Here is a 23,854-nt window from a genome sequence, read left to right on the forward strand (position 1 = left end):
GTCATTCAGGCATTATCAACGACATACCCAGTTCAGAAGGGAAGAACATCATGCGTCCATTACAACAAGAAATCATTACTGCTTTGCACGTTGCGCCAACAATCGACCTGCAAGTCGAGATCCGGCGCTCAGTCGACTTTCTCAAACATTACCTTACTCATTATAGCGGCTTGAAGTCTTTGGTGCTGGGTATTTCTGGCGGCCAAGATTCCACTTTGGCTGGCAAGCTGGCAGAACTGGCCGTCACTGAATTGCGCCAAGAAACCGGCAAGGCTTATCAATTTATCGCTGTGCGCTTGCCTTATGGTGAACAAGCCGATGAAGCCGACGCCATGGCCGCCATTGACTTCATGCAAGCTGACGTCACGACCCGCGTTAATATCAAACCTTCTGTTGATGCCATGGTGGCGGCTGTTGAAGCCAATGACCTTACTGTGTCTGATTTCAACAAAGGCAACATCAAAGCGCGTGCGCGCATGATCGCCCAATACGCCATTGCCGGCGCCAATGCCGGGGTGGTGGTTGGCACTGATCATGCCGCAGAAGCCGTGACCGGCTTTTACACCAAGTTCGGGGATGGCGGCGCTGACGTGACACCGCTGTGGCGCTTGAACAAGCGCCAAGGCGCCGCGTTGTTGAAAGCTTTAGGTGCCCCAGCTCATTTGTATGAGAAGGCGCCAACGGCTGATTTGGAAGAAGATCGCCCGGCGCTGCCTGATGAAGTGGCGTTAGGGGTGTCTTACAAAGACATTGATGATTATCTGGAAGGCAAGACGGTCAGTGATAAAGCCGCGGAGACGATCGAAAACTGGTACAAGAAGTCCCAGCATAAGCGCCATTTGCCGATCACGGTATATGACACGTTCTGGCAAGATTAAGTCATTAACGGTGCAGGTCAAACTGGCTGCGCCGGCTTGTTGCCGCTGCGCTGCAAAGCGACTCCCTGGTGGGCACTGAGCATTCACTTGGGAGAATTTTAATTCACCTTGGTAAAGAAATAGTTTGCGTTCTTGATTGGGATTAGATATAATTAATTTGTCACATAAGGGAGTAACTAGCGGGTCAACCGCGGCAACGTCACCAACAAGTTATAGCTGGTGTTGCCTTAAATAGTGAGACTTATGAACTGCAGACGCAGTCCGTAAGTCTCTTTTTTTCTACCCGCGACCAATCAAGGAGGAATGGAATATGGCCGAACGTCCCGCATACGCACAAAGTACCGAAGAGATCTTGCAAAGCACCCAGGTGGACCTGGCAACTGGCTTGAGCCAAGATGAAGCTGCCAAGCGCTTGGCGCGCGATGGTGAGAACGCCTTAGCCAAAGGCGAGAAGAAAACCATGGTGCAGCGCTTCTTAGATCAGTTCAAAGATTTCATGATCATTGTGTTGCTGGTTGCCGCTTTGATCGCCGGTTTTGTGGTGCATGAGTGGGCCGATGCCGGGATCATCTTGGCAGTGGTGATCTTAAATGCGATTTTTGGGGTTTTTCAAGAAAGCAAAGCCGAAGAAGCCATCGACGCCTTAGCCAAAATGGCCACGCCAGACGCGCATGTGCGCCGCGGCAATAACGTGGTCACGATCCCCAGCTCTCAGCTGGTGGTCGGCGACGTGGTCTTGGTGGAAGCCGGCGACGTGGTTCCAGCTGATATGCGCTTTGTTGAATCAGCGAACCTTAAAATCGAAGAATCTGCTTTAACTGGTGAATCGGTGCCGGTGGAGAAGTCTGTTGAAGCGCTGTCTGGCGATAAAGTCGGCATCGGCGATCGCACCAACATGGGCTTTATGAACAGCAACATCACTTACGGCCGCGGTGTCGGCGTGGTGGTGGCTACTGGGATGAACACCGAAGTCGGCCGCATCGCCGGCATGATCAACAACGCCGAAGAAACGACCACGCCGCTGCAAGCCAACTTAAGTGCCTTAGGCCGCACGCTGACGATCATGATCTTGATTATTGCCGCCATCGTGTTTGGCGTGGGGATGTGGCGTGATGCGATGTCTTTGCCAGAAATGTTCTTAACGGCGATTTCTTTGGCGGTGGCGGCGATTCCAGAAGGCTTGCCAGCCATTGTCACGATCATCTTGGCCTTAGGTACGCAGAAAATGGCCAAGAAGAACGCCTTGGTGCGCAAGCTGCCAGCCGTTGAAACGTTAGGCTCCACAGAAATCATTGCCTCAGATAAAACCGGGACGCTGACCCAAAACAAAATGACCGTTGAAAAAGTCTACTATGATGGTGCCTTGCATGATGCCGCAGACGGCATCGCCGGCGGCAACTTGTTGATGACGATCATGAACTTTGCCAATGATACCAAGGTCCAACAAGACGGCACCATGTTAGGGGACCCAACTGAAACGGCGCTGGTGGCTTATGGCAAGCGCCAAGGCTTTGACGTTGACGCCGAACTGGCAGCCATGCCGCGGGTGGCAGAAGTGCCTTTTGACTCGGAAAGAAAGCTCATGACCACCATTCACCAAATGCCTGATGGCCGCTTCTTGGTGGCCACCAAAGGCGCACCGGATCAATTGCTTAAGCGTGTGAGCCAAATCGCCTTTGGCCAAACGGTGAACACCTTAGACGACGCTGGCAGAAATCAGATCTTGGCGACTAACCAGGCGCTGGCCAAACAGGCGCTGCGGGTGCTGGGGATGGCGTATCAGATCATCGATGCCGTACCAGCTGTGGTCAACACCGATACGGTGGAACATGACATGATCTTTGCAGGGTTAGTGGGGATGATCGATCCGGAACGGCCAGAAGCCGCAGACGCTGTGGCGCAAGCCAAAGCCGCTGGGATTCGTCCGATGATGATCACCGGTGACCATCAAGATACCGCCGAAGCCATCGCCGGGCGCTTAGGGATCATTGAACCAGGCGACGATGCCGCGGTGATCACTGGGGCGCAACTGGATGAACAAACGGATGAAGAATTCGCCAAGAATGTCGACAAGTATTCCGTCTACGCCCGCGTGGCACCAGAACACAAGGTGCGTATTGTCAACGCTTGGCAGAAGAAGGGCAAAGTCGTGGCCATGACTGGCGACGGCGTCAATGATGCCCCGGCTTTGAAAGCGGCTGATATCGGCATCGGCATGGGCATCACCGGGACGGAAGTGTCTAAAGGCGCTTCTGACATGGTGTTAGCTGACGATAACTTCTCCACGATCGTCACGGCGGTGGAAGAAGGTCGCAAAGTTTTCTCCAACATTCAAAAGAGTATCCAATACCTGTTGTCGGCCAACTTAGGTGAAGTCTTGACCTTGTTCATGATGACGATGTTAGGCTGGGACATTCTCGCTCCTGTGCATATCTTGTGGATCAACTTGGTGACTGACACGTTCCCGGCGATTGCCTTAGGGGTGGAACCAACGGAACCTGGCATCATGAAGCAAAAGCCGCGCGGGCGCAAGTCCAACTTCTTCTCTGGCGGTGTGGGCCAAGCGGTGATTTGGCAAGGCTTGCTGGAAGGCTTGTTGACGCTTGGGGTGTACTACATCGGGATCACTTGGCCGGTGCATACTGCTAGTGCCGCGATGCATGCTGATGCGTTAACGATGGCTTATGCGACGCTTGGTTTGATCCAGTTGTTCCATGCCTTCAACGTGAAGTCCATTCACCAAAGCCTGTTTACGGTTGGCTTGTTCCGCAACCGCGCCTTCAACTTGGCGATCCTCGCTTCATTTGCCTTGTTGGCAGTAACGATCTTAGTCCCTGGTTTCAATGGCTTGTTCCATGTGACGAGTCTTGATTGGCATCAATGGGCTGTGGTCTTAGGGGCCGGGTTTGGTATCGTGGTGATCGTTGAAATCGTGAAGTTCGTGCAACGCAAAATGAAAAAGTAACCAGAGCGGAGCAGCCCGCACTTAGCGATGTGTATAAGATGGCCTGAGCTAATGGCGGGCTTTGCCATAAGCTCGGGACAGCTTATACGCAATCGCGCTGGGCTGCGCAGCTCGACGAAAAAACCAGAGCGGAGTGGCGCGCTTTTAGCGGGTCGGGTAGCCTAGCCATTGCGCATAAGGCGGTCTTTGCCTCAAGTGCAATGGCGTAGCTAGCCGCCCCCGCGTTGCGCCACGCAGCTCGACGAAGACCACAGCGTTTGAAGCATGGACTGGCAAGGCCCGGATCGGTGAAGCTCCGGCGCGTGGGGCCAGCAAGATGGCGCAGGCTGTGCGGCCGGCTTCAACCACGCAAAGTACGCGTGTTTTACGCCTAACTTTTGAGCTTTGCACTCGCCTGCGGCTCGCCTCGCAAATCTCAAAAGTTGCCGCGTGTGATGTCGAGCAAGCCTCGCAAAGTCCGCGAGTCTCGCTTGACATCACACGTTTCACGGCCTGACCATCTTGCTGGCCCTACGCACCTACGCTTCACCGATCCTGCGAAATTCGCATCAGGTTACTAAACCACTCGCGCATGCGGTACGATGTCAAAATCGCAGGCGTCGATTGAATCAGAGCAAAGCACTTCTCTTGCGTGAACGAGCACGTGAGGGAGGTGCTTTTTTCGCGAAACTGCAACAATTCCGGTATACTGAATTGAATTGTAAAAAGTTTGTAAAACGCTTGCTATAAATCGAAGATGGTGCTATATTACCATTGCAACCTGCAGTGGGGTGTTGAGACTGGCAAAGTACAAGTTGGTCTGTACCCGGCATCCCTACACGAGCTGATCTGAGGATGTTATGTGTAACGGCATGCACCGCGGCTCGTGCGTTCAAAGCGCCAGAGCGCCATGAAGCCTAGTGTCCGAAGCCCTAGGCAATGCCAGGACGTTATCAGATTGCACCATGACCACCTCAGCGCACGTAGGCATACGGCGCTGGGTACTTAACTGAATACCAGAGCGGAGCAAAGCGTATTTAGCGATGTGTATAAGACAGCCTGAGCCAATGGCGGTCTTGGCCATGGACTCGGGATGGCTTATACGCAATCGCGTTGCTTTGCGCAGCTCGACGAAGCCCAACAGGCAGGGATAAAGATAGCCTGTTGCGACAAATACACGATAGCGAATACGCTGATCGTGTGTTTGTTGTGCCCGCATTAAGGTTCGACCAACTTGGCCGAACCTTTTTTTCGTGGTGGCGCTTGCTAAACCTGCGCGGCACACGCGCCGATTATCTGGTAAAATATACCCAGTGCGGCATCAGCCGCGATTACAGGAGGAATACTTATGGCTAAGATGAATAAGACCCAAGCGAAGTTCTTATACTATGCGCAATTGATCAACTTGATCGTCAGCGATACCGAGGCCGAACAAGACCAAATGAGCCCGAAGTTCACTGCGTTGAAAGACGCGCTGGAAGCCGGCAGCGTGGCTGATTTTGACGCTGATGAATATGCCAAGACCAAGGCTTCTTTTGCCGATGGGACGGATCATTACCAAGGCATGCTGCAAAAGCTTGAAGACGCTAAGGTGCCGGCCCGCTTGATGGGCAACCACAAGTTGTTGACCAATGCCTTTCGTGATTTCACACAAGGCTGCCAAAACATGGTCGATTCCTTGCATGACGACCCGGCCAGCTTCGATCAAGCGGCGTTTTTGAAGGCTGAAGCTGATCAAGATGCCGCTTCTGAGCGCTTGATGAAGTACATCCAGAAGCTTTCTTCAATGATGGGCTAAGCGGAGGTTTTGCATGAAACGAATGTTGGCCTTGATCGCGGCGCTGCTGATTTTTCTAGGCGTTGCGTTCACCACAACTCAAACTGCGCCAACCAAGCACCAAGCCATGCCCACGGTGGGGATCTTGCAGTTGACAACGCATCCGGCGCTTGATGCGATCCACAAAGGCGTCATTGCCGGCATGAAGCAAGGCGGCTACACCGTGGGCAAGAATGTCAAAGTCGACTTCCAGAACGCGGAAGGCGACCAAAGCAACTTGAAGACCATGTCAGAGCGTTTCGCTGCAGAAGATGCGGCGGTGATGGTCGGCATTGCCACACCAGCAGCGCAAGCTTTGGCCGACGTCACCAGCAAGACCCCGATCATTCTCGGCGCGATCACTGATCCTAAAGGCGCCAAGCTGGTTAAGTCCAACACCCAGCCTGGCGGCAACATCACCGGCGTGTCAGACCAAGCCCCGCTTGAAGCGCAGTTGAAGTTGATCCGCCAGCTGATGCCAGACGCCAAGACCCTTGGGGTGATTTCCACGTCCAGCGATGACTCGGCGCAAACTCAAGCCAAAATGGTCACCGCCTTGGCGCCTAAACAAGGCTTCACCGTGAAGAATTTCACCGTGAGTTCCACCAACGATTTGAATCAAGTCGCCGGTGAAATGGTCACCCAAGTGGATGCGGTATTTGTGCCAACGGATAACACCATTGCCAGTGCCATGCAAACGCTTGTGCAAGTGGCTAACACCAAGCAAGTCCCAGTGTTTCCCACGGTGGACACTATGGTCAAAGACGGCGGTTTGGCGACGATTGGCATCAATCAATATCATTTAGGCGTGGAAACCGGCAAAATGGTGGCAGACGTCTTAAGCGGCCGCAGCAAGCCGGCCACGACGCCGATCCATTTTGAAAAAACGGGACAGTTGATCGTGAATCTCAAACAAGCCAAACGCTTAGGGATCACGATCCCGCAAAGTGTGATCGACAAAGCCAAGCAGTCAGGGGAGGTTATCCAATGAGTTTAGGGGTTTCGGCGATTGGCCAAGGGCTGTTATACGGCTTGGTCGGCATCGGGTTGTTTCTCACGTTTCGGATCTTGGATTTCCCTGATATGACCGTTGAAGGCACCTTTCCTTTCGGCGCTGCCGTCGCGGTGGCGGCGATCACCCATGGCATTCATCCGCTGTTGGCGACGCTGCTGGCGATGGTGGCTGGGATGTTGTCAGGGCTGATCACCGGCTTGTTGACGACTAAAGGCCATATTCCGGTGTTGTTAGCCGGGATCTTAGTGATGACCGGCTTGTTTTCCATCAATTTACGGGTGATGGGGCGGGCGAACTTGTCGCTGCTGCATCAGCCGAACTTGTTTGGCGCCAAATGGCTGCAAAGCCTGCCGCCGTATTTTGACTCGGTGGTGGTTGGCGGCATTGTTGCCATTGTGGTGGTCAGCTTGTTGGTGGTGTTTTTAAATACCGAAATCGGCCAAGGTTTCATCGCAGCTGGCGACAACCCAGCCATGGCGCGCAGCTTAGGCATCGACCCAGATCATCAAATGGTCTTAGGGCTGGTGGTCGGCAACGGCTTGATCGGCTTGGCTGGCGGCTTGTTAGCGCAGAATAACGGCTATGCCGACGTCAACATGGGCATCGGCGTGATCGTTATTGGCCTGGCGGCGATTATTATCGGCGAAGTGATCTTTGGCGAATTAACACTTAGCCAGCGCTTGGTGGCGGTGGTGTTAGGCAGCATCGTGTATCGCTTCGTGTTGTTGATCGTATTAAAACTCGGCTTTAACGCCAATGACTTGAAGGTGATTTCTTCAATCGTGCTGGCTTTGGCGATCATGATCCCGCAAATCGATCACCGCTTGCGCATTCGCGCCACATTGAAGAAAGGGGTGCAAAGCGATGCCTGAACAATTACGCCTGCACCAAGTCGCGGTGAACGTCGCTGTGGATAACGTCGCCAAGCCTTTGCTCAAAAACATCGACTTGACGCTTAACGCTGGCGATTATGTGTGCGTGTTAGGGACCAACGGCGCAGGCAAGTCCACCTTGTTTAACGCCATTACCGGCGACATTCCGTTGGCTGGCGGCACCATTACCTTGGCGGGGCATGACATCACCCATGCCAAGCCGGAAAAGCGCGCCCATTTGATTGCGCGCGTTTTCCAAGATCCGAAAATGGGCACCGCCCCGCGCATGTCGGTGGCAGAAAACCTGGCTTTGGCGTCGCGGCGCGGGCAGCGCTTGACTTTGGCCTCGCGCAAGCTGCGCCAACAGCTGCCGCATTTCAAAGCCTTGGCCGCCCGCACTGGCAACGGCTTGGAACTGGCGCTAGATAAGCCGACGGAACAGCTTTCCGGCGGCCAGCGCCAAGCGTTAAGCTTGTTAATGGCAACGTTGAAGCGGCCGGAACTGTTGCTGCTGGATGAGCACACCGCCGCGCTTGACCCTAAAACCAGCGAAGCCATCATGGCTGTGACAGACAAGCTGGTCACCGAAGAGCAATTGACGTGTATGATGATCACCCATCACCTGGAAGACGCCTTGCAATATGGCAACCGCTTGATCATCTTGTCCGCTGGGGAAATCGTGGCGGATTATGACGCGACGGCCAAAGCCCAGCTTTCGGCACAAGATCTGCTGCAATATTTTGGTTAGACAAAAGGCGCACTTAGCAAACTTGCTGAGTGCGCCTGATTTATAGGAGTAGCAATGACTGATCAAGAACTACAAACATTAGTGCAACAAGTTTCGCTGGCCGACTTCAAGCGGCCTTTTGAACACGTTGCGCACTTTAATGCCCGGCTGCGCACCACTGGCGGGCGCTTCCACTTGCAAGATGAGAACTTGGACTTCAACCCCAAATTGTTTGCGGCAATCACCCCAGAGCAGCAGCTCGGCGTGATCCGCCATGAATTGTGTCACTATCACTTGTATCGCGCGCATCGTGGCTATCAGCACAAAGATGCCGACTTCAAGCACTTGCTGCAAGCAGTTGGCGGCTTGCGCTTCGCCCCGGCGCTGCCGCAAGCGGCCAATTACGTCTATGTCTGCACCCAATGCGGCCAAGAATACCGCCGCCAGCGCCGCATTAACACCCGCCGCTTTGCTTGCGGTAAATGTCGCGGCAAGTTGCGCCTAGTCGCCAAGCGGCCGCGTTAAAGTCAACGATTGCGGCGCAAAGCCCAGCTGCTGGTAGAAGGCGCGTGCGGCCTGGTCTGCGCCTAAGACATTGAGTTCCACGAAGTCAACGGCGGCTTGTTGCTTGGCCCAGTTGTTGACTGCAGTCATCAGCGCCGTGGCGTGGCCTTGGCGCCGCGCTTGCGGCACGATGAATAAGTCGCTGATGTACACGAAGCGGTGCGGCACAATGCTTGGGTCAGCTTGAGTGGTGGCAACGACTGCCAAGGCAAAGCCCACCAATCCTGCCCCGTTATCCGCGATTAACACCAAACCGTTGTCATCGACGATATATTTGGCAAAATACGCCGGATCCAACGGCTGGTTGCCGGCGATGACCTTTGGTACTAAGGCGCTCATTTCTTGGTTTAATTGGTGTTTGAGCTTGGCTAATGTGGCAGTGTCTGCCATGGTAGCTTTCCGAATTTGCATAAGGCACGTCCTTTCTGAATAGGCTCATTGTAACACGCCGCAAATATGAGAAAAAGCGCGTTAAATTGGCGTTTTGTGCAAAAAACGGTTGCGTTTGGCCGCTGTAGCTGGTATATTATTTCTTGTGCTTGATTGAGATATGCGGGCATGGCGGAATTGGTAGACGCGCAAGATTAAGGATCTTGTGGCCGTTTAGGCCGTGGAAGTTCGAGTCTTCTTGCCCGCATCGCAGTAAACCATCAGTTGTAATGACTGGTGGTTTTTTTGTACCCCAGAGCGGAGTGGCGCGCTTTTAGCGGTGGATATAAGACGGGATGACGCAAAGGCGCTCTTTGCCTTGGCGGCGTCACGACTTATATCACGCCGCGTTGCGCCACGCAGCTCGACGAAGACCACAGCGTAGGATGTCCAGACTTGGGCAGGCCCGGCCAGGCGCTGCTTCGGCGCGCGGGACAAGCGGCGGCGCAGGCGGTGCGGCCGGCTGCAACCGCGCAACTAGCTCCGCTTTGCTGCGCGTCGTCGCGCGTTTTCCGCCTAAGTTTCGAGCCAGGCGCTCGCTGCGCTCACTTGCCCGTCTCGAAACTTGCCGCGATTAGCGTAGCGAGCCAAGCACAAACCGCTTGTCTCACTACGCTAATCGTTTCACGGCCTGACCGCCGCTTGTCCCGCGCGCCTACGCAACGCCTGGCCTCCGTAATCTGAATCAGGATCGTGAATTGGACGACCAACCGAACGCCAATCAGTCGATGTTTTTGGGCTAGTTAATGAAGCAGCGGTGGGGAGTCATCTGTAGGCGTAGTGAAAGACTTTATGTTAGTAATTCTTACAATATCGTATAAATCGGCAACCCTAAATCATTGATTTAGGGTATTTTTTTGCTCAATTGTTATATTATCTGTCAATATTCCTTTATTATCATGCTGATCGGACTATGATAAGCACCATAAACAAGGCAAGTAAGCCATCAATGTTACTTATCATAACATTGCCCTGTGGAAGGAGTTCTTATCATGGCCAAATCAGTTTTTGCAACTTTGTCTTTTGACGCCCAGCGCCAACATCTCACCGCCATTGCCAAGCGGGCGGTGGCGCGCTGGGGATATCCGGCCAATAGCCGAATTAAGTTGTTGAATTACACGGAGAATGGCACCTTCCTCATCACGGCCAAAGGTTTCAAGCCGATGATCATGCGAGTGCATCGCTTGGATTACACCACCCGCGCTTCGATTCGCTCGGAATTGGCTTGGTTGGCGTATCTGCGGCAACATACTGATATTCATGTCGAAACGCCGATCCCAGCCCCTGATGGCAGCCCGATCCAAGCGTTTGATACACCCGAGATGGCTGAACGGCGGTTTGTGGTGTGTTTCGAATATGTGCCAGGCCGCGCGCCGGTGGATTCCGCAGATGGCAACGCCTCAGTCGGCAGTGTGATTAAAGCGATGCGCTTCTTGCCTAAAGCCGTGACCTTGCCGCTGTTTCGCGTTGCAGCTCAGGCCCAGCTGGTGGTCAGCCGCTTTCAGCCAAGCAAAATGACCCAAGCCGACCGCAAGTTGTATCGCGTGATCGGCCAAACCATGGCGACAATGCACAAAGCGGCGCAGCATTGGCAGCGGCCAACATATTATGAGCGCATGCAATGGGATTTAGCTGGGACTATCGGCGCTCATAACAACTTCTATGGCACTGATTATCATGCGCCGCAATGGCTGTCAGCGCGGGCTTTGCAGCAAATCGATGACGCGGTGGCGTTGATCCAAGCGCATGTGATCGCTTATGGCCAAAGTGCCAAGCATTATGGCGTGATCCATTCTGATTTACGCGCCGCCAACTTGCTAGTCGATGGCGACCAGCTGACGGTGTTGGATTTTGACGATAGCGGGTTGGGTTATTACATGTACGACATTGCCAGCACTGTGGCGTTAATGGAACATCGCGGCGACTTGGCAGAAGTGGTGCATGAATTGCTGGCAGGCTATCAAAGCGTGCGGGCGTTAGATGAACAAGACAAGCAAATGGTGTGGACGTTTATCATGCTGCGGCGCATTGGCATGCTGCAAAGCTTGCTTTCTCGCATGGGCCATGTGATGCCAGGCTCTGGCGAGTCGCAAGAATTGACGCCAGAAGTTTTAGCCTTTTATGCGCAAGGAACAGCTGGTTTGGCCAAGCGGTATTGCCGTGAACAGCCGATGCCGGCGACAACGATGATCCATCAGGGGGTACAAACACGATGATAACAGCACATGAGATTTATGATGAAGCAGACAAACTTTGGAACCCAGGCCGCGTGGCGACGATTCGCCAACTCGGCGGAGAATTGGTGATGGGCAAACGCGGCGGGTCGTATTTTGAAGACTTAGACGGCCATCGCTTTATCAACATGCATTCTAACGGCGGGGTGTTCAACTTGGGCCATATGAACCCGGAAGTGCGCGAAGCCTTGCAGCACGGTGCCGATGTGGTCGATGCCGGCAACCACTATTTTCCTTCACAGTATAAGAACGCACTTAACGAGAAATTACTTGCGGCGTCACCTGCCAGCATGCATTATGTGTTCACCTTGAATGGCGGCGGCGAAGCAATCGACGCGGCAATCAAGTTCGCGCGTTTTGCCACCAAAAAGCGCCGCATCATCAGCTTAAACATTGCGTTTCACGGCTCCACCGGCTTGGCGATGGCCGCTGGCAACCCCAGCATCGCCAACTTCTTTAACATGCCGCCGGACTCGGCTTGGAACACGCATGTGCCGTATAACGATTTGGCAGCTTTAGAAGCGGCTTTGGCTGATGGTGATGTGGCGGCGGTGTTGATCGAATCGATCCCGGCCACGGCAGGTTTTCCCATGCCGATCAAAGATTACCATCGCCAAGTGCAAGCACTGGCGCATGCGTATGGTGCGTTGTATATCGCCGATGAAGTGCAAACGGGGATGCAGCGCTCTGGTGAGATGTGGGCTTGTTGCAAGTTCGGCGCTGAACCGGACATGATCGTGTGCGGCAAAGGGTTGTCCGGCGGTTATTATCCGATGTCGGCAGTGATCATGAACGACCGCGCTGCTTCTTGGATGCAGCAAGACGGGTTTGCTTACACAAGCTCGTTTAACGGCACTGAGTTGGGCTGTATCGTGGCCAGCAAGGTGTTGGATATCTTGGCGCGGCCGGCGACGTTAAACAATCGCGACATGTTGACGCGGACTTTTGCCAATGGCTTGGCTAAAGTGCAAGAACACCACGCTGATTTCTTAGTTGAAGTGCGCCAGTGTGGGGTGATCATGGGGCTTAAAACTGCCCATCCCCTTGGTGGACAAGCCTTGATGCAAGCAATGCTGCAGCATGGTGTGTGGTGCATGATGGCCGATTTTGACCAGTCGGTGCTGCAGTTTAAGCCGAACTTGTTGATGAGCCAAGAAACCGCCTTAGACGTGTTGGACCGCTTAGACGCGGCGTTGACGGATGCGCAAAGTTTGGTGAAGCAGGCCACGGCGGTGCACTGATCGGAGGCAGCCTATGCAAGAATTCAAACGAACGTTAAAATATTTCTGTTGTGCCAGCTCAGCAGCAGTGGTGGAAATGGGCAGCTTCACGATCCTCACCCAAGCCACCACGATGGCCTATGCGCCGCGGTATTTGATCGCCTTGGTGCTGTCGGTGGTGTGGAATTTCACGTTAAATCGGCATTTTACTTTCCATTCCGATGGCAATATTCCCAAAGCGATGCTCAAAGTTGCGGCATATTACGCTGTGTTCACGCCGCTTTCTGCATGGTTTGGCGATTGGGCGACTGCCAGCGGCGTTAATGATTATGTGGCGACGCTGGTCAACTTGGCTGCTAATGGGATCACCGAATTCTTGTATCAGCGCTTCTTCGTGTTTGGCGCAACGCTTGACCGCACGGTGCGGGTGCATCGCGGATAAGGAGGCGATGCTTGATCGAGCAACAGTCAGAACCCTTGTGAAGACCACCAGTCGGTGTAGCTGGTGGTCTTTTTGTGCCCAAAGCGCAGTGGCGCGTACTTAGCGGTGGAGATAAGACGGGATGACAGTTGGGCGTTCTTTGCCCAATTGGCGTCACGGCTTATATCACGCCGCATTGCGCCACGAAGCTCGACGAATAAACCAAAGCGCAGCGGCGCGTACTTAGCGGTGGAGATAAGACGGGATGACAGTTGGGCGTTCTTTGCCCAATTGGCGTCACGGCTTATATCACGCCGCATTGCGCCACGAAGCTCGACGAATAAACCAAAGCGCAGTGGCGCGTACTTAGCGGTGGAGATAAGACGGGATGACAGTTGGGCGTTCTTTGCCCAATTGGCGTCACGGCTTATATCACGCCGCGTTGCGCCACGAAGCTCGACGAATAAACCAAAGCGCAGTGGCGCGTACTCAGCGGTGGATATAAGACGGGGGATGACTTATATCCACCGCGTTGTTTTGCGCAGGTCGCCGAAGAAACGTATACTTAACCTTCGAAAGCATCATATGGGGGAGACGTATGGACAATCAGCGACCACTGGCCGGGCACATCGCTGCATTTATCACCATTTTGATTTGGGGCACGACATTTATTGCCACTAAAGTGTTGTTGCGGGAGTTTAGTCCGGTGACGATTCTGTTGACGCGCTTTGTGATCGGGTATTTGGCATTGTGGCTGATGCATCCCGGCTGGCTGCACTTGGCACAGCGCCGCCAAGAATGGTTATTTGTGGCGGCTGGGGCATCGGGCATCACGCTATATTACTTGTTGGAGAATGTCGCATTGACTTACACCACCGCCAGCAATGTCGGCATCATTGTGACGATTTCGCCGTTTCTCACGGCGCTGTTGGCGCAGTGGTGGCTGCATACGCCAAGGCCCAGCCGCTGGTTTTATATCGGGTTTGTGGTGGCAATCGTTGGGGTTTGCTTGATCAGCTACCGCAGCGGCGCCAGTCAACAAACTGGGCATTGGCTAGGTGACGGCTTGGCGGCTTTGGCAGCGTTGGCTTGGGCGGTGTATTCGATTTTGACCACCAAAATCGGGGCGCTGCAGCTGGACTTGATCCGCAGCACCCGCCATGTCTTCTTCTATGGCCTGTTGTTGATGATCCCGCTGGCGTTATGGACGCACAGCCCATTGGCAATTGCGGCAATCGGAGAACCTCATAATCTGGCGAATTTCTTGTTTCTGGGGATCGGGGCATGCGCGTTGTGTTTTGTCAGCTGGAATTTCGCCGTGAAGCGCTTAGGTACGGTGAAAAGCAGCATCTACATTTATTTGGTGCCGGTGATCACCGTGGCTTTTGCCGTGTGGCTGTTGCATGAGCCGCTGACGGTGCCGATCATCATCGGTGCGGCAATGACTTTGGTGGGGTTGTGGCTGTCCAATAAACCGGCGTAAAATGATGTATTACGAATTCCGAATAATTGACGAACAGACTGGCTGAAAGTGCCGAAATTGGACAAGAATGCTTAATTATGTTAACATAATATACATTGTTTTTTGTTTATCGGTATCGAAGGGAGTCCTGAGCTAATTAATCATCACCAAACTACTGCACCGGAATCGTCAACACCAACTAAATTCTACAAGCGCGCGCCGCTGTCTTGGGTGCATCTGCGGATTTATCTGGCCATTATTTTCGGCCAGTTCACCAGCGGTTATGCCATTCAAGTCAGCGGCACGGCGATTGCCGAAGCGCAACATTATCTGCCTATTTCCAGTGTTTGGGTCGGCTTGATCGGCGCTGGCACCTTGATTGGGCTGGCCGGCAGTTTGCTGGTGGGTAAGCTGTCTGACAACGTTGGGCGCCGGCGCTTGTTGCTGGCGAACATGTACATTCTGGCGCTGGTATCGCTGGGCCAGTTGTTGACCGTGAATTTGGCATGGACTTTTGTGATGCGCGTCTTAGTCGGGTTAATGATCGCGGTGGATTACACCGCCGGCAACACGTTGTTGATCGAATGGCTGCCTTATAAAGCCAGCGGCCGATTGCAAAGCCACTTGGTGATTTATTGGACCTTGGGTTTTATCGCGGCGACTTTTGCCGGCAGCTTCATTTCTGCCGGGGCCATGGCTTGGCGGTGGATGATGGTTTCGCCGTTGGTGCCAGCCTTGATCACCGCCGTTTTTCGCTCCTTGGCGCACTTGCCGAAATCACCAAGCTGGCTGGTGAATCAAGGCCATCCCCATGCGGCCAAGCGCTTGGTGCAAAAGCACCTCGGCATCAAGTGGGGTTTGTCTAAGCAGCAACAAGTTGCCAAGCCAGACGCTGGTGAGACGATCGCTTGGACGGTGGTGTTTCACCAGCCATATTTGCGCAACACCGCAGTCGGCGGCGTTTTCTACGCGGCGCAAGCTTTCACCTTCTTTGGCATTAGTATTTTCTTGCCGCTGCTGGTGGCCAAAATGGGCATCAAGGATGCGGCGTTTGCCAGTAATTTATATTCCGGCGCAATGCTGGTAGGGGTGTTAGTCGGCACGGTGTTGTTTAATCACATGACCCGCCGGCAATTTCTGATTGGCGACTTCTTGTTGGCGGCAGTGGGGTTATTGGTGTTGGCACTATGGCACAACATGCCCAATCAAGTTGAACTGAGCATTTTTGCATTGTTTGCAGTGGTGTTGTCTGCTGGGCTGGTGATCGATTATCCTTATACTTCGGAATTGTTTGATTCCAAAGTCCGCGGCACCGGTGTGGGCATGGTGGTGACGTTAAGCCGCTTTGGCGCTGCTGCTGGGACGTTCTTGTTGCCGGTGTTGACCACCAGTTACGGGGTGGCGTTAGCAATGTTGATTTGCGGCGGGTTGTTGCTGATTGCCGGGTTGTTTTGCTTGGCTTTTGCACCAGAAACGGCACCGCAAATCACTCACGCCAAATAAGCGCTTACGCTGTGTCAGCGATGTGACGAAACTGTTCGTTGTATCCCCGCTAGGCATGGCGTATATTTCAAGGTGTAAATGAAAGCGCTTTATATAAGCCGGAGGTTTAAAAATGAACAAAGTCAGTCAAAAGGTGGCCGCCGCGACGCACAATCAATATTACGGCGCCAGCGGTTTTACCAGTGTCAAAGCGTTCTTTGCCAACTATGCCAATTTCTCTGGCCGCTCCACGCGCAGTGAATATTGGTGGTTCACGTTGTTTGCCTCGATTTTTAGCATGATCGCAACGATCGGTTCCTCGATTTTCGTCATCACGCAGCTGTTGGACAAGCTCGACCAATTCACCAGCGGCGTGTCTGGCTGGCAGATGTTGTTGAGCTTTGGCGGCGTCTTGTGGCTGGTCATTGTCTGGGGCGTGATCGGCGTTGGTGTGTTGTTGCCGTCTTTGGCACTGGTGGTGCGGCGCTTTCGCGATGCTGGGGTGCATTGGAGTGTATATGTGTTGTTGTGGTTGATCAATCTGGTTTGGGCCTTGACGCATTTGCATGATAATGTCAATCTCACGTATTGGGTCAGCATCCCGGTTTCTGTGATCATGGTGGTGATTGAAGTCTTGCCATCAAAGAACCCGCCGCAGGAGCCATAACATGACTTGGCGCGTGATGTGGCTGCTGAGTTTTGTTGGCTTGGGGCTTGGGTTGGCCTTGGTGAGCGCGCTGCTGGCGGTGGGCCATAGCATTGCCGCTGCGGTGGCGTTGGGTTTGGTGTTAGGCGGGTGGCTGGTTTATCACAGAATATGGCAGGCTCAAGTACGGTTGCGCATGACCAAGTTATGGCGGCTGGCTGATCAACTCGACTATGGTGCGGCAGATCTGAAAAGTTTTGCGCAAGCTTACACGGTGTTGCAATGGGCCGCCAGCCGCCCTGAGCTGTTGCGCTTTTATCCCAGCCGGCGCATTTGGCAGCGGGTGATGCGGCGCTTGTTGCAAGAGCAAGCCTGCCGAGCCGTGGAACAAAGCCGCCAAGATGCGATATAATGGGCATATTCGATCGCAGTGAGGTGACGTTGTGCAACTTTCAAGCAAGCGGATCAACTATTGGCATATCTTCGCTTTGATCGGGATCGCACTTGTGGTGTGCGTCCCGTTTATTTATTTGCCGCATATTTATAACCAAGATGACTTGCTCTTCCACAAGGCGCGCTTATTGCATTATTACACCACTGTGGTGCAGCAGCACGATTTGGTGCCGTATGTGTTTTCCGGCATGGCCAATCACTTTGGCTACGCGGCAGACACTTTCTATAATTCCTTGGCCTTGCTGCCTTTTGTCGCCTTCAAAATGCTCCTCGGCGGCTTCGTGTTGCCGTATCAACTGTATCTGGCCACGATTTCTATCGCCACGGCGCTGGTGGCTTATGGCTGCGGCAGGCGGGTATTTGATGATCGCGCGGCTTTGGTGGCGGCGGCATTATACACGGCAAATACTTATCGCTTGATCGATGTATTCTTGCGCGGGGCGCTAGGTGAAGCACTGGCGTATGTGGTGTTGCCAATTGTGGCATTAGGTTTTGTCAAAACGGTGCAAAGCCGCGGCTGGCGGACGCTTAGTGTGGGGATGAGCTTGTTGTGGCTGGTGCATCCGTTATCGGCGGTGCTGGCCACAGTGATCTTGATCGGCTTGGATGTGGTGTTGTGGCTGCGCCGCGAGCTGGCAGGTTCAGCGTTTCGCCAACAATGTTTGGCGGCTTTGGCGTGGGGCGTGTTGACCAGCTTTTCTACCTTGCCGATGCTTGAGCAAACCTTCAACCAGCCCTTGACATTGACCAAAGCGCATCAAATGTGGGCGCAAGGGCTGGATTATTCGTTCGCCGATTTGCTCACGAACTCTTTAAGCAATACTTCTGGGGTATGGGGCAACTTGGCGCCAAATATCGGGCCTTTGGCGTTGTTTGGCCTGGGCTTTGCGTTGTGGCATCTGCCTGCGTTAAGCAGAAGTTATCGCTTGGCGGCAACGGCGACAGCGACGTTGTTTGTTCTGTCGTCGAATTTGGTGTTGTGGTCGATCGTGAAGGATTCGCCTGCGGCCATGATCCAATTTGAATGGCGTTTGTTGAGTTTTGTGGCGCTAGGTTGTGCGATCTTGGCTGCGGCGACGCTGATGCGCTGGCGCTATTGGCTGATCGCCATCGCCTTGGGATTGGCGGTGTCATTTAACTTTGCAGCAGTGGCGGCATTTCAGGCGGTGGATAACGGTTTGGTGATCACCGACAAAAACGCTGACGTGGCCAATTCAGCCATCGGCGGCGGGTATGAATTCCTGCCGGCAACCTTGCCGGGCACAATCGCCAGCGATTCGCTGGCCCAAACGCTGCACAATGCCAGCCGCAATCATCACGTTGTAGGCCATGCGACTTATCTTCGCCGCGAGCACAGCGGCTTAGAACATTACGTGGTCAGCCAAACCAAAGCCGGCGCCGGGTTGATCGTGCTGGCGAAAATCGCATATCCCGGCTACACCGTGTTTGTGAACAACAAGCCGATCAAGCCGCTGAATGTCAACGGCTTGATCGGCATTCAAATCAAGCAGAAGCTGCCGGCGCAAGTGACGATCCGCTACACCAAAACCGCCTTGCAGAAAACCACCTTGATCGCAGCCGGCGTGGCGTGGTTAGCGCTGCTGGCTAGCACTTGGCACAGCTGGCGCAAGCAGTCAAAAAGGGAGTACGAACCATGGAAAATAAAGCATTACAGCAGCAATTAACACACAAAACAGTGCGGCATTTTACCCCGGAGCCGCTGGGGGCAGACTTGATCCAACAGCTGCTTAGCGTCGCCCAACACACTGCTACGTCGCATTATTTGCAGGCGTTTAGTGTGATCACGATCACCGATGGCAGCTTGCGCCAACAAATTGCGCAGATCTCCAAGCAAAGCTATGTCGCCGGCAATGGTCAGTTGTTCATCTTCGTGATCGATCAACACCGCGTGGCAACTTTTGCGCAGACGCCGGATCTGGCGGTGTTAGGCTCGGCAGACAAGTTCTTGCAAGGCGCCTCAGATACCTTGTTGGCAGTGCAAAACACTGTTAATGCCGCAGAAAAGCTGGGCTTGGGCACCGTGATCTTAGGCAGTGTCTTAAACGATGCACAACGTTTGATCGACTTGTTGCATCTGCCCAGCTTAACGTTTCCGATCGCCGGGTTGATCGTGGGCCATCCCGATCAAGCCACCCAAGCCAAACCGCGCCTGCCGCAAGCGTTGATGAGCTTTGAAAACCACTACGCCTTGCCTGATGATAGCAAGCTGCAGCTGGCTGATTACGATCAGGTGATTGCTGAGTATTACGCCACGCGTTTGACCAATCGCCGCAGTGAAACCTTTACGCATTTATTGACCAAAAGCGCCACTACGACGCCAGCCAAGCGCGGTGAGTTGTTGCAAACGCTGCATGCACAAGGGTTTTTGAATGAGTGAACGGGGCCGGACAAGGGTCGCTGCGCACTGTGGGGCAAGCGGCGGCGCAGGCAGTGCGGCCGGCTGCAACCACGCAAAGTGCACGTGGTTTTCGCCTAAGTTTCGAGCCAGGCGCTCGCTGCTTGCCTCACGCCACGCAGCAACCCTTGTTCGACGTCATTGGTAACAGGTACAGTAACTCTCACGCAACAGAATTGGCAGGAAAGGACCAAATGACGAGAAACGTGGTGGCGATAACTTTATCTTTCCGCGGTGTTGTGCACTTTTTTGCCATCTGACCGCCATACAATGTGGCCGCCAGGTGGCTTTTCCTGCAACAATGGTTTCGAGCTGTTTAATTAACTGGGGTTGGTTTACGCGGTGTGGGATCAGCGAATATCGTAGGACTAGTGAAGCGGAGCACCGTGGGGCAAGCGTCGGTCAGGCCGTGAAACGATCAGAATCCAAAGACAAGCGGTTTGTGCTTGGCTTTGGTTTCTGATCGCGGCAAGTTTTCAGACGCGCAAGTGAGCGCAGCGAGCGCGCGGCTGAAAACTTAGGCGGAAAACGCGCGCTTCTCAGCGCGGTTGGAGCCGGCCGCACCGCCTGCGCCGACACTTGCCCCACGGCGCGCAGCTTCACTAGTCCGGCCAGTTTGACTAATGTTTAACCAAATACCGCCTTATCACGATGAATCAGACGTCGTGATAAGGCGGTATTTGTGTGGTGATAAACCGCTTAGTGGCGGGCTTTGGTCAATAACACGCGCAAGACTTGGGTCAATTCGCGCAGCTGGGTGGTGGCGGATGCGACAGCCGACTCAGCCGGTGTTTCTTCAAGCAAGCCGCCTAAGAAACTATAAAACAATGCCGCCAAATGTGCGGTAGTGGCTTGGGGGTAGGTGAAGTGCAAGTCATGGCGGTGCATCACAGTTTGGATGGTTTCACTGATACATGCTTTGGCTTCGCGCTCAAAGCTCACTTCCGGCGTTTGAATCTGATGCAAGGCGCGAATGCGTGAAATCAGCTGCGCAAACTCGCTTGGATCCAGATCCGTCGGCGGGTCTTCATGCGCATCGCACAGCTGAGTGAAAAACAGCTCGCTTAAAGCATTCAGGTGCAAGTTGATGGCTTCTTGGGCCAACTCGAATTTGTCGGCATAATGGCGATAGAACGTGGTTTGACCAATTTCGGCTTCGTTGACCAGTTGCAAAACAGTGATGTCGTCAAAAGCGCCATGGGCCAATAAGGCGAAGAACGCCGCGTTGATCGCGCGGTGCGTTTTGCGTTGGCGAAGGTCAGAGCAATGCTTCAAGACGAGTTCCAATGAGTTCTCCCCCCGGGTTTTAAAATTATGCTGCCGCGTTGCGTTTGGCTGGCTATTACAGTGTAGCGTATCAACAGATTAGTGAGTGGAATAATACAGGCTGATGTCAGGTGAAGTGGCCCATATGATAGACGTGACACCATAATGGCCCACTAATTGAATACGATTCGGCATACAATAACACGGTTCGCAGCTGTGTGCAAGCACCGAATCAACTGGTAGCGTATTCAGCACACGCAATATTATTGTTAAGGGGAGGAGATCTGTGAAAGTTAAAGCAAAGCAAGGTTCACAGCCATGGTTCATGGCGGTGTGGTGGCCGCTTGTGCTTGGCGTGGTGGCGGTGGTATTGACAATGACTGCACCAATGGTTGTCAAAGCGGCAGCCGCCAATACCGATTCTGCCAGTGCCTTGATCTTGTCGCCACAAGCCAATGCAAATGTGCACATGCAAGTGGCAGGCGGCCAATATCAAACGTTAGACGGTACCGCAGCCGGCAACGCCACGCAGCCTGGGTCAGACTTGGCAACTTGGACGGCGTGGCGCGATTCGACCAAGACTTATATGAATTTCGTGGCTGGGGCCAAGATGCATGGGGTGGGCTTGACCGGCGTGCCTAAGCAGCCCGGCCAAGACAGCCGCAGCAGTCACTTGAGTCCGTATCAGATCACACTGGATTACGATGCAGTGGGCTATTACAACTTCGCCACCAACGGGCGTCCTGATTTGCAGAAAGTCGGCGCCAATCCCAGCTGGGCCGGCGCCACGACGCCTTATATCATTTTCTCGGATAACTTGTATTCCGGGGTGGTGTATGGCGCGGTCAAAAGCATGCACATCACCTTGCAGTTTTATCGCAGCAGGGATGCGGCTAAGACGCCGATCAATTTCGCCAACAGCCGCGCGGTGTTCACGTTCAACTCGCTAAATCCTGGTCAAAGCCAGTGGCAGCCGGAGAACTCGGTGGAATTTGCCGGCAGCGGCTTGGCCAATGGGACCTTGACCCCGCAGACGTATTTGCGTTATAGCGCCAATGGCATCAGCGGGGCGCCTTACACGGCTCGGACTTATTATGGGACGTCCAATGCGCATTTTGACGATTGGCTGGGCAGCGACACGCTGCCGAATGCGGCGGTGACTTTTCCGCTGAGCGGCTTAAGCAACAGCTTCGTCTTCGGCTCGGTGTGGGGGCGGGCGTGGAACGCGTTCTCCAGTTCCGCTAATTATCCCACCGGCCAATCTGCCCCAAGCAAAACCGTCATGCCGCTGCAGCAATATCAACCAGGCGACACCTGGGATCATCCCACCGGCGCGCCGACTGGCTTTGCGCAGCGTTATGATAACGACTTAGACCGCTATGACGATGGCGGCGGTGCTTGGTCTTATTTACATCCCCAGCCAGGCCATGATCCAGATCACGGCGACTTGCTGCCAGGGATCCCGGCTAAAGCGGATCGCTTTGTGCAAAGCGGGCAAGCGTATTATTACGACATTAATCAACCCACCATCGATTTGCGCACCCAAGGCTTGATCTTGCCTGATGGTTATGCGATCAATGACGACTTGCCTGCTGGCACCCAAGCACAAGCGGTGACGCTGTACAACTTAGACGGCAGCGTGATCAATGACGCTTTTCAAAATGCCCCGCAGCTGCCCACTCGCCACTTGGCGCTGCGCTTGTCTGATCATGCCACTGCGGCGATCAATGCGTTGTCCAAGCAAGCAGCCTACTACGGACGGGACTTTACCGTGCGCGTGAAGTTTCAAGTCACCAACACCACTGACGATCAGCTCAATGATTTGATGGTCAATCAAGCCAGCTCGCAGTTCTTCTACCGTTCCTTGACGGCGCCTTACACCGCTGAGTCCAACTTGGTGCACATTCGCGTCAAAGACGCGCAGCAACAGCTGCCTTTTCAAAAAGTCGCGCCTGATGGGCATCCGCTGGCTGGTGCGGTGTTTGAATTACAAGATCTTAAAGGCAATTCTGTCAGCATTGCGCCAGTGACTTCCGGGACGGATGGCAAGTTCACCTTGCAAGTGAAACACTTGGCAGATGGCACTTATGTGTTGCATGAAATCAGCGCTCCAGCAGGTTATGCCAAGCGCGATTATCACGTCGCCATCAAAGCCGGCCAAGTTGTCGGCGGAGAAGTGACGCTGACTGCCGCCGTGGCACAAGTCGTTGATCAGCCGCAAACCGCCAAGCTGGTGGTGCACAAGCGCGCAACTTTGAGCGCCGCGCCGCTGGCTGATGCGGCATTTACGATTTATGAAGCCGCCGGCGATCAACTCGGCCCAGCGGTCAAAACCGTGACCACCGCTGCCAACGGCCAAGCTGTCATCGAAGGCTTAGCTTGGGCTAAGACTTATTGGGCGGTGGAAACCAAAGCCCCGGTTGGCTATCGCTTGCCTGATCCAACAGATCCCAACAACTGGCAGAAAATCACATTCTCCAGCACGCAGCTTGTGGCGGAAACCACCTTCAAAGACGCCTTGCAACCGTTGACCATCCGCTTGAATAAAGTGGCTTCAGGCACCGGCGAACAGCTGCCAGGAGCGACTTTTGAACTGACTGGCAGTGATGGCTTTCACCAGAAAAAAGCCAGTGCGGCAAACATTGACCACGCTTGGAACCTGCAATTTAGCGGCTTGTTGCCTGGGCACACTTATGCCCTGCAAGAAATCACTGCGCCAGCCGGTTATGTCGTTGACCCCAAGCCCCACACCGTGGTGGTCGCCAAAGATGGCATGCATGTGACCATTGACGACAAGCAGCTGCCAGTCAGCTTGCATGAAAGTGCCAATATCGCAGGCAGCTACGTCATTGAAAATCATCTCAAGCCGCTGTTGCCGCATACCGGCGGCCCAGGCGTGCTTGCCACCAGTCTGGCGGCCATTGGCTTATTCGCAATGGCGGCAGGTTTGGCTTTGGCTAAGCGCCGCCACAAGCAACCTAAAATTTAAACACACGCAATCATAAAGGA

The 23,854-nt window shown here is 53.9% G+C and carries 19 protein-coding genes and 1 tRNA gene; 18 read left to right on the top strand and 2 right to left on the bottom strand.

Going from position 1 to position 23,854, the window contains the following annotated elements:
• Positions 1 to 50 precede the first annotated feature (50 nt).
• The 7 genes from nadE (at position 51) to ACGG90_RS08125 (ending at position 8,777) form a co-directional block, all read left to right on the top strand.
• Positions 51 to 878 (top strand): ammonia-dependent NAD(+) synthetase, encoded by an 828-nt coding sequence (gene nadE / locus ACGG90_RS08095; RefSeq protein WP_390408075.1) that lies wholly within the window; start codon positions 51 to 53, stop codon positions 876 to 878.
• A gap of 310 nt (positions 879 to 1,188) precedes the next feature.
• A complete protein-coding gene (locus ACGG90_RS08100; RefSeq protein ID WP_390408078.1) occupies positions 1,189 to 3,843 on the top strand; it encodes a cation-translocating P-type ATPase in 2,655 nt (884 codons plus the stop codon).
• A gap of 1,327 nt (positions 3,844 to 5,170) precedes the next feature.
• Positions 5,171 to 5,620 carry a hypothetical protein gene (locus ACGG90_RS08105; RefSeq protein ID WP_390408081.1) on the top strand — a complete coding sequence of 150 codons (450 nt, stop codon included), beginning with the start codon at positions 5,171 to 5,173 and terminating at the stop codon, positions 5,618 to 5,620.
• A gap of 13 nt (positions 5,621 to 5,633) precedes the next feature.
• Positions 5,634 to 6,629 carry a tryptophan ABC transporter substrate-binding protein gene (trpX, locus tag ACGG90_RS08110; RefSeq protein WP_390408083.1) on the top strand — a complete coding sequence of 332 codons (996 nt, stop codon included), beginning with the start codon at positions 5,634 to 5,636 and terminating at the stop codon, positions 6,627 to 6,629.
• Positions 6,626 to 7,525 carry an ABC transporter permease gene (locus ACGG90_RS08115; protein ID WP_390408085.1) on the top strand — a complete coding sequence of 300 codons (900 nt, stop codon included), beginning with the start codon at positions 6,626 to 6,628 and terminating at the stop codon, positions 7,523 to 7,525. Before trpX ends, ACGG90_RS08115 begins: the two co-directional genes overlap by 4 nt.
• Complete coding sequence (locus ACGG90_RS08120; protein ID WP_390408088.1) at positions 7,518 to 8,273, top strand: ABC transporter ATP-binding protein; 756 nt, start codon at positions 7,518 to 7,520, stop codon at positions 8,271 to 8,273. Before ACGG90_RS08115 ends, ACGG90_RS08120 begins: the two co-directional genes overlap by 8 nt.
• Positions 8,274 to 8,327: 54 nt before the next feature.
• Positions 8,328 to 8,777: a SprT family protein gene (locus ACGG90_RS08125; RefSeq protein WP_390408091.1), complete on the top strand. Its 450-nt coding sequence runs from the start codon at positions 8,328 to 8,330 to the stop codon at positions 8,775 to 8,777.
• Here ACGG90_RS08125 and ACGG90_RS08130 read toward each other — a convergent pair.
• Positions 8,754 to 9,227 carry a GNAT family N-acetyltransferase gene (locus ACGG90_RS08130; protein ID WP_390408093.1) on the bottom strand — a complete coding sequence of 158 codons (474 nt, stop codon included), beginning with the start codon at positions 9,225 to 9,227 and terminating at the stop codon, positions 8,754 to 8,756. The two genes, ACGG90_RS08125 and ACGG90_RS08130, sit on opposite strands and share 24 nt — an antisense overlap.
• A 141-nt stretch (positions 9,228 to 9,368) precedes the next feature.
• On the opposite strand from ACGG90_RS08130, the gene ACGG90_RS08135 reads away from it, so the two are divergent.
• The 10 genes from ACGG90_RS08135 to ACGG90_RS08180 all read left to right on the top strand — a co-directional run bounded on the left by ACGG90_RS08135 (position 9,369) and on the right by ACGG90_RS08180 (position 19,561).
• A tRNA-Leu gene (locus tag ACGG90_RS08135) sits at positions 9,369 to 9,453 on the top strand.
• Between the two features lie 784 nt (positions 9,454 to 10,237).
• Positions 10,238 to 11,461 carry a phosphotransferase enzyme family protein gene (locus ACGG90_RS08140; protein WP_390408095.1) on the top strand — a complete coding sequence of 408 codons (1,224 nt, stop codon included), beginning with the start codon at positions 10,238 to 10,240 and terminating at the stop codon, positions 11,459 to 11,461.
• Entirely contained in the window at positions 11,458 to 12,720 is a 1,263-nt protein-coding gene (locus ACGG90_RS08145) for a class-III pyridoxal-phosphate-dependent aminotransferase (RefSeq protein WP_390408097.1), read from the top strand. The genes ACGG90_RS08140 and ACGG90_RS08145 overlap by 4 nt, the downstream gene beginning before the upstream one ends.
• A 13-nt stretch (positions 12,721 to 12,733) precedes the next feature.
• Positions 12,734 to 13,141: a GtrA family protein gene (locus ACGG90_RS08150; protein ID WP_390408100.1), complete on the top strand. Its 408-nt coding sequence runs from the start codon at positions 12,734 to 12,736 to the stop codon at positions 13,139 to 13,141.
• Between the two features lie 577 nt (positions 13,142 to 13,718).
• Positions 13,719 to 14,603, top strand: a complete 885-nt coding sequence (locus ACGG90_RS08155) for a DMT family transporter (RefSeq protein ID WP_390408102.1) — start codon at positions 13,719 to 13,721, stop codon at positions 14,601 to 14,603.
• 135 nt (positions 14,604 to 14,738) lie between these two features.
• On the top strand, positions 14,739 to 16,085 hold the full coding sequence (locus ACGG90_RS08160) for an MFS transporter (protein WP_390408243.1): 1,347 nt from the start codon (positions 14,739 to 14,741) through the stop codon (positions 16,083 to 16,085).
• Positions 16,086 to 16,197: 112 nt separating this feature from the next.
• Entirely contained in the window at positions 16,198 to 16,731 is a 534-nt protein-coding gene (locus ACGG90_RS08165; RefSeq protein ID WP_390408104.1) for a DUF805 domain-containing protein, read from the top strand.
• A gap of 1 nt (position 16,732) precedes the next feature.
• Positions 16,733 to 17,122, top strand: coding sequence for a hypothetical protein (locus ACGG90_RS08170; protein ID WP_390408106.1), 390 nt, complete (start codon positions 16,733 to 16,735; stop codon positions 17,120 to 17,122).
• Between the two features lie 31 nt (positions 17,123 to 17,153).
• A complete protein-coding gene (locus ACGG90_RS08175) occupies positions 17,154 to 18,848 on the top strand; it encodes a hypothetical protein (RefSeq protein ID WP_390408109.1) in 1,695 nt (564 codons plus the stop codon).
• Positions 18,818 to 19,561 carry a nitroreductase family protein gene (locus ACGG90_RS08180; RefSeq protein WP_390408111.1) on the top strand — a complete coding sequence of 248 codons (744 nt, stop codon included), beginning with the start codon at positions 18,818 to 18,820 and terminating at the stop codon, positions 19,559 to 19,561. The genes ACGG90_RS08175 and ACGG90_RS08180 overlap by 31 nt, the downstream gene beginning before the upstream one ends.
• A gap of 717 nt (positions 19,562 to 20,278) precedes the next feature.
• Here the strand turns inward: ACGG90_RS08180 and ACGG90_RS08185 are convergent.
• Positions 20,279 to 20,866 (bottom strand): TetR/AcrR family transcriptional regulator, encoded by a 588-nt coding sequence (locus ACGG90_RS08185; protein WP_390408112.1) that lies wholly within the window; start codon positions 20,864 to 20,866, stop codon positions 20,279 to 20,281.
• 265 nt (positions 20,867 to 21,131) lie between these two features.
• On the opposite strand from ACGG90_RS08185, the gene ACGG90_RS08190 reads away from it, so the two are divergent.
• Positions 21,132 to 23,834, top strand: a complete 2,703-nt coding sequence (locus ACGG90_RS08190) for a SpaA isopeptide-forming pilin-related protein (protein WP_390408114.1) — start codon at positions 21,132 to 21,134, stop codon at positions 23,832 to 23,834.
• Positions 23,835 to 23,854 lie beyond the last annotated feature (20 nt).

The sequence above is a fragment of the Lacticaseibacillus jixiensis genome, from assembly GCF_042847315.1.
Lineage (GTDB): Bacteria > Bacillota > Bacilli > Lactobacillales > Lactobacillaceae > Lacticaseibacillus > Lacticaseibacillus jixiensis.